This is a genomic window from Rhizobium sp. PP-CC-3G-465, assembly GCF_004343445.1.
GTDB classification, from domain to species: Bacteria; Pseudomonadota; Alphaproteobacteria; order Rhizobiales; family Rhizobiaceae; genus Ferranicluibacter; species Ferranicluibacter rubi.
Genome location: NZ_SLYH01000001.1, coordinates 769,450 through 781,671, shown reverse-complemented (window position 1 = coordinate 781,671; position 12,222 = coordinate 769,450). Strand labels below are relative to the sequence as shown.

General features: G+C 63.4%; 11 protein-coding genes. 4 read left to right on the top strand and 7 right to left on the bottom strand.

What is annotated here, in order from left to right:
• Positions 1-7: 7 nt before the first annotated feature.
• Complete coding sequence (locus C8J33_RS03560; RefSeq protein WP_132663158.1) at positions 8-955, top strand: endonuclease/exonuclease/phosphatase family protein; 948 nt, start codon at positions 8-10, stop codon at positions 953-955.
• 9 nt (positions 956-964) lie between these two features.
• On the opposite strand, the gene C8J33_RS03555 is transcribed toward C8J33_RS03560, so the two are convergent.
• A complete protein-coding gene (locus C8J33_RS03555) occupies positions 965-2,833 on the bottom strand; it encodes an ABC transporter ATP-binding protein (RefSeq protein ID WP_132663157.1) in 1,869 nt (622 codons plus the stop codon).
• Positions 2,834-3,133: 300 nt separating this feature from the next.
• On the bottom strand, positions 3,134-4,990 hold the full coding sequence (locus C8J33_RS03545; protein ID WP_132447363.1) for an ABC transporter ATP-binding protein: 1,857 nt from the start codon (positions 4,988-4,990) through the stop codon (positions 3,134-3,136).
• 458 nt (positions 4,991-5,448) lie between these two features.
• Between C8J33_RS03545 and C8J33_RS03540 the strand changes: the two genes are divergently transcribed.
• Positions 5,449-5,907 carry a tRNA (cytidine(34)-2'-O)-methyltransferase gene (locus tag C8J33_RS03540; RefSeq protein ID WP_132663155.1) on the top strand — a complete coding sequence of 153 codons (459 nt, stop codon included), beginning with the start codon at positions 5,449-5,451 and terminating at the stop codon, positions 5,905-5,907.
• Between the two features lie 5 nt (positions 5,908-5,912).
• Here the strand turns inward: C8J33_RS03540 and C8J33_RS03535 are convergent, their stop codons facing one another.
• Complete coding sequence (locus C8J33_RS03535; RefSeq protein ID WP_132663154.1) at positions 5,913-6,173, bottom strand: hypothetical protein; 261 nt, start codon at positions 6,171-6,173, stop codon at positions 5,913-5,915.
• 231 nt (positions 6,174-6,404) lie between these two features.
• Between C8J33_RS03535 and hemF the strand changes: the two genes are divergently transcribed.
• Positions 6,405-7,316: an oxygen-dependent coproporphyrinogen oxidase gene (gene hemF, locus C8J33_RS03530; protein WP_132663153.1), complete on the top strand. Its 912-nt coding sequence runs from the start codon at positions 6,405-6,407 to the stop codon at positions 7,314-7,316.
• Positions 7,317-7,411: 95 nt separating this feature from the next.
• Positions 7,412-7,687 (top strand): BON domain-containing protein, encoded by a 276-nt coding sequence (locus C8J33_RS03525; protein WP_132663152.1) that lies wholly within the window; start codon positions 7,412-7,414, stop codon positions 7,685-7,687.
• A 109-nt stretch (positions 7,688-7,796) separates the two neighbouring features.
• Here C8J33_RS03525 and C8J33_RS03520 read toward each other — a convergent pair whose 3' ends face one another.
• The 4 genes from C8J33_RS03520 to C8J33_RS03505 all read right to left on the bottom strand — a co-directional run bounded on the left by C8J33_RS03520 (position 7,797) and on the right by C8J33_RS03505 (position 12,160).
• Entirely contained in the window at positions 7,797-8,408 is a 612-nt protein-coding gene (locus tag C8J33_RS03520; protein WP_132663151.1) for an ABC-type transport auxiliary lipoprotein family protein, read from the bottom strand.
• A 231-nt stretch (positions 8,409-8,639) separates the two neighbouring features.
• Positions 8,640-10,010, bottom strand: a complete 1,371-nt coding sequence (locus C8J33_RS03515; protein ID WP_110799010.1) for an MlaD family protein — start codon at positions 10,008-10,010, stop codon at positions 8,640-8,642.
• 63 nt (positions 10,011-10,073) lie between these two features.
• Positions 10,074-10,982 (bottom strand): ABC transporter ATP-binding protein, encoded by a 909-nt coding sequence (locus C8J33_RS03510; protein ID WP_110799448.1) that lies wholly within the window; start codon positions 10,980-10,982, stop codon positions 10,074-10,076.
• A 14-nt stretch (positions 10,983-10,996) separates the two neighbouring features.
• The gene (locus tag C8J33_RS03505; protein ID WP_422037414.1) at positions 10,997-12,160 is read right to left on the bottom strand and encodes an MlaE family ABC transporter permease; all 1,164 of its coding nucleotides are present in this window, start codon (positions 12,158-12,160) and stop codon (positions 10,997-10,999) included.
• Positions 12,161-12,222 lie beyond the last annotated feature (62 nt).

The following is a 12,222-nucleotide window of genomic DNA, read 5'->3' as shown; positions in this document are numbered from 1 at the left end:
CCCCTGCATGCGCAAGACCCTTGCCACTGTCCTGAATACCCTTGCAGGCCTCGGCCTCGTCCTCTGCGCCCTTCGCTATCTCGGCACAGTGTGGCCGCTGCTGCTGCTCAACAGCATGCAGACACACGCAGCTTTTGCGATCGCGATGGTGATGCTCGCGTCGTTCGTCGTCACCCGCAGCCGCACGAGCCTTCTGTTCCTGGTCATGTCCCTCGCCCTCGCCGGACACTCCGTTCTCATGAAACGCGAGTTCGCCATCGACGCGACGGCAGCCGACCTCGCCGCCGGCTCGAGCCTCAGGATCATCTCGTTCAACATGCTGTCGGAAAATCTCGAGGGCGCGACGGATGTCGCCGACATGCTGATGGCGTCGAATGCGGATGTCGCCGTCGTTCTGGAGGGGGCGCCGCTGTTCATGCAGTTGCAGCGGCTCGAAGCCGCCTACCCCTACCGGCTCGGCTGTGGCGAGCGGACCCCCACCTGCGATCTCCTGATGTTCTCGAAACATCCAATGGTTGACGTCTCCATCGGCGACCTCAGCGACCTGCGCAAGGACAGGGTGATGTCAGCGCGCATCTCGGCGCCCGCCGGCAGCTTCCGTATGGTGGCAGCGCATCTGTCGAAACCCTTCTTCGACAACTACCACATGAAGGAACTCGATCGCCTCTCTGCCTTCATGCGCAACACCACGGAACCGCTGATCCTCTCCGGTGACTTCAATTCCGGCACCATCGCGCCCGACATGCAGAATATGCTACGCCACCTGCGCCTGCGCACCGTGCCGCGCGAGCCGGCGACATGGCCCGTGCAGCTTGCCGATACCGGTTTCGGCGTCGCGATCGACCACATCTACAGCCGCCCGCCGCTCGTGCCGCTCTCGGTGAAGCGTCTCGATCGGGACTACGGCTCCAACCATTACGGCCTCGTCGCCGACTTCGCTTTCCGCACGCCCTAACGGCATGGGTTACGGCGCGGCGTCATCCCGGGCAAGAAAACCACCCGACTGGCGCGACCAGAGCTCGGCATAAAGCCCTTTCTCGGCGAGCAGTTGCGCATGCGTCCCGTCCTGCACGATCGCGCCGGCATCCATCACGATCAGCCGGTCGAGCGCTGCAATGGTCGAAAGGCGGTGCGCGATGGCCAGCACGGTCTTGCCCTTCATCAGCGTGTCGAGATTGTCCTGGATGGCGGCTTCCACCTCCGAATCGAGCGCGGACGTCGCCTCGTCGAGAACGAGGATCGGCGCGTCCTTCAACATGACACGGGCGATGGCGATACGCTGGCGCTGCCCGCCCGAGAGCTTGATGCCGCGCTCGCCCACATGCGCGTCGAAGCCGGTGCGCCCACGCTGATCTTCCAGCCGCTCGATGAAGGTCAGAGCCTCTGCCTGTTCGGCGGCAAGCCGCAACGCCTGGTCGTCGGCATCCGGCCGTCCGAAGAGGATATTGTCACGAATGGAGCGGTGCAGCAGCGACGTATCCTGGCTGACCATGCCGATCTGCGCCCGCAGCGATTCCTGCCGCACGCCGGCGATATCCTGCCCATCGATCGTGATGCGCCCGCCTTCGAGATCGTAGAAACGCAGTAGCAGGTTGACGAGCGTCGATTTCCCGGCCCCCGAACGCCCGACGATACCGACTTTCTCACCGGGCCGGATCGTCAGCGAGAGATCGTCGATAACACCCTTCTCGCGCCCGTAGTGGAAGCGGATCCCATCGAACGCGATGCCCGGCTGGCGCACCACGAGATCGGGCGCCTGCGGCCTGTCGACGAGATCGATAGGCTGGGCGATCATGTCGGCCGCGTTCTGGATCGTGCCGATATTGCGCATAATGCCGTTGAACTGCACCATCATGCGCGACAGCAGGAAATTCAGCCGCAGAACCAGCGCCAGCGTAAACGCCACGGCGCCGGCGCTGATCGCCCCGGCGAGCCACAGGTGCACGGCAAGCGCTGCCATCGTCACGATCATGATACCGGACAGGAGCGCCATCGAGGCGCGCACACCGGTGATGAACCGGGTAAACCGCAGCGTCGTCGCCTGAAAGGTGTCGAAGCCGTCGCGCATGTAGCGGTCGTTTTCCTCGTCGCGACCGAACAGCTTCAGCGTCTGGATGTTCGAATAAGCATCGACCATGCGGCCCGACAGCATTGAAGACGCTTCCGCCGTCTCCTTGGAATGCGCCCGGATGCGCGGCACGAAATAGCGTGCAAGGCCTGAGAAGATGACCAGCCAGACGAACACCACCACCGCCATCGTGAGGTCCAGCTGTCCGACCAGCACCAGCGTCGAGACCGAATAGATCCCGACGAACCAGACGCTCTCCATCAGCGAGGTCACCACGTCGCCCGCCGCTTGCCCCCCGGACCAGACCTTGGTGACGATGCGCCCGGAAAAATCGTTCTGGAAGAAGGACACCGATTGCCGCGCGACATGGAGGTAGGACTGCCAGCGTACCAGATTGTAGAAACCGGGGGTAATGATCTGCTGATCGACCAGCGCCATAACCAGCGTCACGACGAACCGGACGATGCCGATCAGGAGCAGCATCCCCACCAGCTCCCGCCCATGCGTCGCCAGCAACCCCTCCCATCCGGCAGCCCGATCGACCGTCGCCAGGATATCCACGAGCCGCCCGACGAACCAGAACAGCGCCGCCTCGATCGCCGCACTCAGGCCGCCGAGCACCAGCATGGCAATGAACGGCGCCTTGGCTTGGGCGATATAGAACCAGATAAACCCCAAAAGCCCCCGCGGCGGCTGCAAAGCCTCGCGATATGCGAAGGGCTGGATCCAGGTTTCGAAGAAGCGGAAGATGGGGCGCAGGAACATGGGCTGGAATATACGCGCCGAGCTTGTCACGACAATGCGCGTGGGCTGCCGAGGCGCGTTAAATTCCGTCCATGATCAGACGATATGTTTCCTGATACGGCCAGCCCCTCATCTGCCTGCCGGCATCTTCTCCCCGCATGCGGGGAGAAGAGACCATAAGCGAGCCATAGCACCTCGCCGACGAGTGGGAAGGATAGCCAAATGCCGCAACCGCGTCCCCTCTCCCCGCGCGCGGGGAGAGGGCTAGGGTGAGGGGCAGCCCCACCCACCGAGCCCAATGAGAAGAACGACCCGAGGCGGCTACTCCGCAGCCTCGTCCTTCGCGTCCCCATCCTCCTGCAGGAACCCGCCGGACTGCCGCGACCACAGATCCGCGTACAGCCCCTTCTCCTGCACCAGCTCGGCATGGGTTCCGGTCTGGATGATCTCGCCCTGTTCGAGGATGACCAGCCGGTCCATCTCCGTCAGCGTCGAGAGCCGGTGGGCGATGGCGATGACGGTTTTGCCGGACATCAGGGCGAAGAGGTTTTCCTGAATAGCCTGCTCCACCTCCGAATCCAGCGCCGAGGTCGCCTCGTCGAGGATCAGGATCGGCGCGTCCTTCAGGAACACGCGCGCGATCGCGATCCGCTGCCGCTGGCCGCCGGAAAGCTTGACGCCGCGTTCGCCGACCTGGGCATCGAGACCCTTACGGCCCTGATTGTCCTCGAGGATAGCGATGAACTCCCAGGCATTCGCCCGCTTGGCCGCCGCGATGATCTCCTCGTCTGTCGCCTCCGGGCGGCCATAGGCGATGTTGTCGCGAATGGAGCGGTGGAGAAGCGAGGTGTCCTGCGTCACGACGCCGATCTGGCGGCGCAGGCTGTCCTGCGTCACCATGGCGATGTCCTGCCCGTCGATCAGGATCCGCCCCGATTTCAGGTCGTAGAACCGCAGGAGCACGTTCATCAGCGTCGTCTTGCCCGCACCCGAACGGCCGACCAGGCCGACCTTTTCGCCCGGCGCGATCGACAGTGATAGCCGGTCGATGACCTGTTTGTGCTTGCCGTAGTCGAAGCCGATGGCATCGAAGACGATCCCGCCGCGCGACGCATCCAGCACCTTGGCATCGGGAATATCGACGATGTCATGCGCCTTCGTCATCATCGACATGCCGTCATAAACGGTGCCGATGTTTTCAAAGAGCGCCGAAACCTCCCACATCACCCATTGCGACATGCCGTTGATGCGCATGGCAAGCGAAACGGCAATCGCGATCGAGCCGATCGAGACATCGCTCGTCATCCACAGGTGAATGCCGAGCGACGCGATGGCAAACAGCGCGATGCAGTTGTTGGTGTAGACCAGCACGTGGAACAGCGTGACCTTGCGCATCTGCTTGTGCACCGTGCCGAGAAACGCGTCCATGCTGTCTTTGGCATAGACCTCTTCCCGGCCCGCATGCGAGAACAGCTTGACGGTCGCGATATTGGTGTAGCTGTCGACGATCCGCCCGGTCATCATCGAGCGCGTATCGGCCTGCTCTTTCGAGATCTTGCGCAGGCGCGGCACGAAATAGGCGACGATGCCGATATAGCAGGCCATCCAGACGACGAGCGGCGCCAGCAGCCGCCAGTCGGCCGCGGCAACGACGACGAGCATCGAGACGAAGTAGCTGACGACATAGACGAAGACGTCGAGGATCTTCATCACCGTTTCGCGAACGGCAAGCGAGGTCTGCATGACCTTGGTCGCGACGCGCCCGGCGAACTCGTTCGCAAAGAACGTCATGCTTTGGCGCAGCAGATAGCGATGCATCTGCCAGCGCGCGATCATCGGGTAGTTGCCGAGCAGGATCTGGTGCATGACCATCGAGTTCAGCGCGACGATGCCCGGCAGGCCGATGAGGATGATCGCCCCCATGACCATCAGTCGCGTTCCCTCCGTCTGAAGGAACGTCGCGCGGTCGGCCGCGGCCAGCCAGTCGACGAGGCTGCCGAGGAACTGGAACAGCGCGACTTCGCCGACGGCGATCAGCATTGCGCAGAACGCCATGATGAACAACCACGGGGCTGCCGGCCGGGAATAGTGCCAGCAGAAGGCAAACAGGCCTGTCGGAGGCGCTTTCGGCTCCTCCTGCGGATAGGCTTCGAGGCGGGATTCAAACCAGCCGAACATGATCAGACTCCAAAAACAGGAGATTCCGGAGCGATCCATGACGACCGAAAACGGTCATCCCCAGGGATCGCGGCGAGAAAGAGGGTATTGGGAAGGCGGAAGCGTCCGCATTCGGGATAACGAAGCCGCGATGGGCGTCAGGCTGACGTCACGGAGATCGATGCCGAGAAAAGCACGATCAGACCTTGGCGAGCGGCGCTGGAATATCCGGAAACGGAAAAGAAGCGGCGCGAACCGGTCAGGGGTGAGATGCGGTCCGAGGGGATCGGAGCCAGGTCACCCGGAGGTTGACGGTCACTGAGATATCCATGCAATCCTCCGTACGGTTCGTGTGGGCGCTGGCAACCTCTTAACGAATTTTTCAGGCCCGCACCAGATCGCATGACGGCTTTTTTCGCGGCGCCGGAAGACCGGCTCCCGCTGTTGCCAATTCGGCACGGATGCCGTAACCGGCTCGCATGCTGCGCATCGCCCTCTACCAGCCCGATATCGCCGGCAACACCGGCACCATCCTGCGCCTTGCCGCGTGCCTCGGCCTCGGCGTCGATATCATCGAGCCCGCCGGCTTCGACCTGTCGGACAGGAACCTCAAGCGCGCCGGCCTCGACTATATCGCCTCCGTCACGCTGGCGCGGCACGTGAACTGGCTCTCGTTCGAGGACGCGCGCCAGCGCGACGGCCGGCGTCTGGTGCTGGCGAGCACCAAGGCGGCCCAGCCCTACACCCGGTTCACATTCGCGCCCGGAGATACGCTGCTCTTCGGCCGAGAAAGCGCCGGCGTGCCGGACACGGTCCATGCAGCAGCGGATGCGCGCATCATCATTCCCATGGTGGCGGGCCAGCGCTCGCTTAACCTTGCCATGTCGGTGGCGATGATTGCGGGCGAAGCCCTGCGCCAGACCTCTTCGGACCTCTAGCCGACCTAATCTGCCGTCGGCAGCCGCCGCATTGTGAACTCGATCCGATCGCCCTCGAGCTGACGCCAGCTCTCGATCTCGGTCCAATAGGCGGCTTTTGGGAAATGCTCGAACCATTCCTGCGCCTTTTCCCGGGCGGCGGGACGGTCAAGCAGGAAGGTTTCGCGGACGAACAGACTGCCCCCGGTCTCAGCGCGCCGCTCGCGATGCCGCGCGATCTGTCGCTTCAGTCCATCGAGCGATGGAGGTGCCGGAGGTCTTGCCATGCCACGCCTTTTCGTCATCCGGAGAGATACGGTGCGGGAAACAAGATAAGCACCACGCCGCATTTTTGCGAGTCGAATCATGCGCGTTCGAAGAAGACGGGCCTCCTCCAGGAACGGGTGCAGACACCGAGGCAAATCCGGTAAAACAACAGGATAGGCCGACCCTGTAATTCCGCTCGTCACCGAAATGGTCTAGGAATGACCGAACGCCACGCACCGAGGACTGCCGCGATGGAACGACCCGACCTGCCACCCGGCCTGCCCGACGACATCGAGGACAAAAAGCTGCGCGCCCGCGCCTGGTTCGAGAGCCTGCGCGACACGATCTGCGCTGCGCTGGAGGCGATCGAGAACGATCTCACGGGTCCGCTTGCCGACGAGCCTCCGGGCCGTTTCGAGCAAAAACCCTGGCAGCGCGACGGCGGCGAAGGCGGTGGCGGCGTCATGTCGATGATGGCGGGCCGCGTCTTCGAGAAGGTGGGCGTGCACACCTCCACCGTCCATGGCGAGTTCTCGCCGGAGTTCCGCGCGCAGATCCCCGGAGCGACCGAAGACCCCCGGTTCTGGGCATCCGGCATCTCGCTGATCGCCCACCCCGTGAACCCCAATGTGCCCGCCGTGCATATGAACACGCGCATGGTCGTGACCACCAGCCAGTGGTTCGGCGGCGGCGCCGACCTCACCCCCGTGCTCGACCGGCGCCGCGTCATGACGGATCCGGATACGATCCTCTTCCACAAGGGTCTCGAGATCGCCTGCGGCCGTCATGCGGTGGCCGATCATGCCCGCTACAAGGCGTGGTGCGACGAATACTTCTTCCTGAAGCACCGCAACGAGCCGCGCGGCACGGGCGGCATTTTCTATGATTGGCTGCACTCGTCCGACGAACAGGGCGGCTGGGAAGCGGACTTCGCCTTCACCCAGGATATCGGCCGCGCCTTCGCCATGCTCTACCCGAAGATCGTCCGCTCGAACTTTAACAATCCCTGGACGGAAGAGGATCGTGACGAGCAGCTCGTCCGGCGTGGTCGCTATGTCGAGTTCAACCTGCTCTACGACCGCGGCACCATCTTCGGTCTGAAGACCGGGGGCAATGTCGACTCGATCCTCTCCTCGCTCCCGCCGGTCGTTCGCTACCCCTGAGCGCCCGTCGGCGCTACTCGGGGCCGATCGCAACCAATCGGCGCCATCGACGTTGTTCGTCCGTGCAAAAGCACGGGATCAGAGGAGCAATGACGATGGTGTACAAGGAACGGACGTTCTTCGGTACGGACCCGGGCGATGCGGCAGCCAACCAGCCGGCAGATCTGGAAACCCGCGTGGCCGATACGCTGGCGGCCATGCGGGACATAGACGTCAGCGACGTTACCGTCGTGTCCCGCGGCAACACCATCGTCCTCTCCGGCTTCATCAGTTCGCTTGAGGAGGCGGACCGCGCAGTGGAAGCGGCCACGTCCGTCGAGGGCGTCGACGAGGTTGATAACCAGATGACGATTCCCGAGATGCGGACATAAAGATGAACGCGGCATTTGGGCGTCGCGTCAGATCTCTCGCGTCTACCTAAAACGACAACGGCTGCAGAGCGATCGCCATGCAGCCGTTGTTGAAAGAGAAAGTCCGATCTCAGATCGCCGTGAGCGTCCAGCGGACAATATCGGCGACCACCTTGGCGCCAGCCCCGTCGAGCCCCTTGATATAGGCCGGTGCGCCGGTGCCCGAGACGGGGACCGTGGCGCGGAAAGCCTTCTGGGCGCGGACGGTGCCGTTGCGATCGTTGACGATCTTGGCGAAGATCTCCACCACCGCAGTACGCGACCCGGTCGTGTCCACCTCAAAGGAGCGAATTTCGGTCACGACCTGATAGTCGATAGCGAGCCCCTCGCCCGGCTTGCCGACGCCGCCGACCTTGCCGCTGTTCTCGAATGCCTGAACCAGCTTGGACTGTACCATGCGCGGCAGGCGGTCGCCCCACTGCGATTTCGCGAGGTACTGCAGTTCGGAACCCGAAAGCCGGATGACGATCTGGTCGCTGTCGAGCGCCTTCAGCGCCGTCGGCTCAGGCACGAGAATCTGCTTGGAGGTCGCCGCCGGTCCCTCAATGGTCGGGACGGACGACAGGCTGTAGGTGTCGTTATTCGGCTTTCCCGCGCAGGCCGCGAGCGGCGCTGCCACGAGAAGAAGAGCCAAAGCCCGGAGGAAACGCGATTTACCAGTACCGTTGACGTCCGGAAACATTCAGCCATGACCCTTATTGATGGGGAGCAATCTAAGCAGCGACTTGAACAAGACAAGGGCGAAACGCCTCTGTCGCATCACGTGCAGCGCGGAAAAGCGACAACCTGTGCAGTCATGTCACGCTTCTCGTCCAATACCCTCTGCAAGCCGCGTCTCGCAGGGCGTGGGATCGGCCATAAACCTTGGCCGATCCCACCTTTTACCCGAATCGCATGCAGCCTCTATCAGGCCTCAGCGACGCGTGCGCCCGTCATACTGCTTCACCGTCTCGCCACCGAAGAGAAGCCGCTGCGGGTTCTTGTCGAAGGTCGAGATGGTGCTGTCGAGCGACTGCACGGTCCGGCGGGTATCGTCCACCAGCGCCTCGATGTCGCGCAGGCCGGAGCTGGTGAAGCGCTTCAGGTTGTTTGCGATCGGGCCGATCTGGGCGTTGATGTTGTCGGCCACGCTGCGGAACGAAGCCAGCGTCTGGCGTGCGTCCTGCGAGATACCGGGCGCATCCGCATCGCCGAGGAAGCCGTCGAGCTTGACGAGAATACCATCGACACGGCTGGAAGCGGCGTTCAGCTTGTTGGCTATCTGCGTCACGTCGGTAATCGTCTGGTCGATCTCCGGCTGCCGCTCGCGCACGCTGTCGGCCAGCGACGCGAAGGTCGAGATCGCGCGGCGGGCGTCGGCACTGGCGACCGAGGCGTCGTTGATGACGTTGCCCACCTTCTGCGTATCGACGGCGCCCAGCAGCGAATCGACCTTGGCCAGTGTCGTCGTCGCATTCGCGCCGAAGCGCTCATAGGTCTCGGCGGTCTTGCGGATTGTCGCGATCGTATCGGCCACGCCCACCGAGGCTGTCGACAGCTCGTCGGTCATCCGGGCGACGTTGGACACGATGCGGTTCACGTCCTGCGGATTGACCGACTTCACCAGCGCGTCAGCAGAGGTCAGCGTCGAATCGAGCTTCTCGGCGGCGCTGTTGATGGAGGTCGAAAGCGCGCTCACGCTTTCGAGAAACTGGTCGATACCTTCCGAATTGTCGGCAAGCGACTTCGAGAAGCGTTCGGCATTGGTAATGGTGCCGGTCAGCGGCCCGCGGACGTCGGAGACGAAGCCCTGGATATCGCCGATCGCGTCATTGGCGCGGTCCATGATTTTGTCGGCGGTTGCCAGCAGGCTGGTCACGCTCGACTGGTCGGCCTGGATCTGGGCCGAGGTGCCCTCGTCGATCGCCTTGCGCAGAATGCTCGGCTCGCCCTTGTTGCCGCCGCTGAGCTCGATATAGGCAGCACCCGTCAGGCCCTGCACTTCGAGCGTTGCCTTGGTGGAGGTCAGTACCGGCGCATCGGCGGAGACTTCCGTCACGGCGACCGAATAGCGCGGATCGTTGGCGTTGATCGCAAGGCTGCGGACGCTGCCGACGGGAATACCGTTGAAGCGCACCGGCGAGCCGACGCTCAGGCCGTTGGCGGAGCCGGGAATGCTCACGACCAGCTCGACCATTTCGCCGCCGCGTCCGAACTGGGACATCCAGTAGACGAACCCGAAGGCGGCGACGATCACGGCGATGGTGAAGAACCCGACGATCGTGTAATTGGCTTTGGTTTCCATCTTTGGCGTCTACCCTGTGGCCGCGCGGGCCTAATTAGAACTGTCTGAAACTTTTAAAACCGGTCAGCTTGCGCGCCCGCTCTTCTCACTGCCCTGCCGGCTGCTCTCGTCGCGCCGCGGCGCGTTCGGATCGTGATGGTGCAGGTCGTGGCCATCGTCGCGCACGATCGAGCGCGCCCGCTTGCCGCGGAAATAGGACTGCACCCAGTCGTCGTCGGAGGCGAGCATGTCCTCGATCGTCCCTTCCACCATGACCTTCTTGTTCCCGAGAACCGCAATGCGGTCGCAGACCGAAAACAGGCTGTCGAGGTCGTGAGTCACCATATACACGGTGAGCCCGAGAGTGTCCCGCAGCCGCGCGATCAATTCATCGAACTCGGCGGCGCCGATCGGGTCGAGACCCGATGTCGGCTCGTCGAGGAAGACGAGGTCCGGGTCGAGCGCCAGCGCGCGCGCCAGCGCTGCGCGCTTGATCATGCCGCCCGAGAGCTCGGAGGGAAACTTGTCGGCCGCTTCCGGCGCAAGGCCAACCAGCTCGATCTTCAGCCGCGCCAGATCGTCCATGATCTCCTGCGGCAGATCGAGATATTCCCGCATCGGAACCTGGATATTCTCTTTCACCGTCAGCGAGGAGAACAGCGCGCCATGCTGGAACAGCACACCGAGACGCGTATCGAGTTCCACGCGCTCCTCGTCGCTCACCGCGTCATATTCGGCGCCCAAAATCTCGATCTTGCCCGAACGGCGCGGCAGAAGCCGCAGCACCGTGCGCATCAGCACGGACTTGCCGGTGCCGGAAGGTCCGACGAAGCCGAGGATCTCGCCCCGATAGATATCGAGGTTCAGCGCATCCAGCACGACGTTGGTGCCGAAGGCGACCGTGAGGTCCTTGACCGACAGAATGATCTCGCGATCGCCCTCGCCCTTCGCTGGGCCGGGCGTGGTGTCCTGTGCATCGTCGGCGGTCTGCATCGCTGTCGCCTCCATCAGAAATTGATCGCCGAATAGAAGATGGCGAAGAGGGCGTCGATGAGGATGACCACGAAGATCGACTTCACCACCGATTGCGTCACGTGCTTACCGAGCGATTCGGCACTGCCGCCGACCTTCATGCCCTCGACCGAGGCCACGATGCCGATGATCAACGCCATGAACGGCGCCTTGATCATGCCCGCGAGCACGGAGGAGAAATCAACGGCCTCCTGCAGACGAGCGAGGAAGGTATCGAGCGTGATGCCGGAATAGATGTTGACCACCAGGGCAGCACCCGAAAGCGCCGCGAAATTGGCGATGATCGTTAGCAGCGGCAGGGCGATGGTGAGAGCGACGAGGCGCGGGAACACGAGGATGCCGATGGGGCTCAGCCCCATCACCTTCAGGGCATCGATCTCCTCGCGCATCTTCATCGAGCCGACTTCGGCCGTGATCGCGCTGCCGGAGCGGCCGGCGATCATGATGGCGGTCAGGAGCACGCCGATTTCACGCAGCTGTAGAATGCCGACGAGATCGACCACGAAGAGTTCGGCGCCGAAATAACGCAGCTGGAAGGCGCCCTGCTGCGCGATGATCGCGCCGATCAGGAACGACATCAGGGCAACGATCGGCACGGCCTGCACACCCATGCGATCGATCTGATTGACAATGGCGGCGGGCGACAGACCGCTGTGGCGGCCGACCTTCAGCTGTGCCCCGCGAACGGCGGAACCGACGATGTACATGGCCGCGACCGTGTCGTCCCACATGGCCAGCACGGCCTTGCCGATCGGCTGGAACGCGCGGTCGGCGAGCGTGCGCGGCGGGCCGTTATCGGCCTGCGGATCGCGCAGTTCGGCCGGCAGCGCCTTCACGAGTTCGAGATAGCCGGCATTGCCGCCATCCAGCGTTACCGCCTCGTCGCCGCCCAGCTTTGTCATGAAGCGGCGGATGATCCAGGCGCCGGCCGTGTCCATGGCGCTTATGTCGGAGAGGTCGAATCGGACTTGCGCGCCCTGCGGCCCGCCGGCGGGCTTGGCCATCTCGTCCAGACGCTTCACCACGGAGGGCAGGCCGGAGGCGCGCCAGTTACCGCCGAAACGATAGACCGTGTCCCCCTTCTCGCCGGAATCGTCGCGCTCGACGGTCGCTTCAGTCTTGACGAGGGTTTTGGTCACGCGGCTCTAAATTCTCTGGGCAAAGGTTGCATCGGGAGCGATCAGCCAACACTCATAGCGAC

Excerpts from the sequence above, each read along its gene's own strand:
- C8J33_RS03510 (WP_110799448.1), bottom strand. The coding sequence starts at position 10,982 with ATGCAGACCGCCGACGATGCACAGGACACCACGCCCGGCCCAGCGAAG.
- C8J33_RS03560 (WP_132663158.1), top strand. The coding sequence starts at position 8 with ATGCGCAAGACCCTTGCCACTGTCCTGAATACCCTTGCAGGCCTCGGC.
- C8J33_RS03540 (WP_132663155.1), top strand. The coding sequence starts at position 5,449 with ATGCTGCGCATCGCCCTCTACCAGCCCGATATCGCCGGCAACACCGGC.
- hemF (WP_132663153.1), top strand. The coding sequence starts at position 6,405 with ATGGAACGACCCGACCTGCCACCCGGCCTGCCCGACGACATCGAGGAC.
- C8J33_RS03525 (WP_132663152.1), top strand. The coding sequence starts at position 7,412 with ATGGTGTACAAGGAACGGACGTTCTTCGGTACGGACCCGGGCGATGCG.
- C8J33_RS03515 (WP_110799010.1), bottom strand. The coding sequence starts at position 10,010 with ATGGAAACCAAAGCCAATTACACGATCGTCGGGTTCTTCACCATCGCC.
- C8J33_RS03545 (WP_132447363.1), bottom strand. The coding sequence starts at position 4,990 with ATGTTCGGCTGGTTTGAATCCCGCCTCGAAGCCTATCCGCAGGAGGAG.
- C8J33_RS03520 (WP_132663151.1), bottom strand. The coding sequence starts at position 8,408 with ATGTTTCCGGACGTCAACGGTACTGGTAAATCGCGTTTCCTCCGGGCT.
- C8J33_RS03555 (WP_132663157.1), bottom strand. The coding sequence starts at position 2,833 with ATGTTCCTGCGCCCCATCTTCCGCTTCTTCGAAACCTGGATCCAGCCC.
- C8J33_RS03535 (WP_132663154.1), bottom strand. The coding sequence starts at position 6,173 with ATGGCAAGACCTCCGGCACCTCCATCGCTCGATGGACTGAAGCGACAG.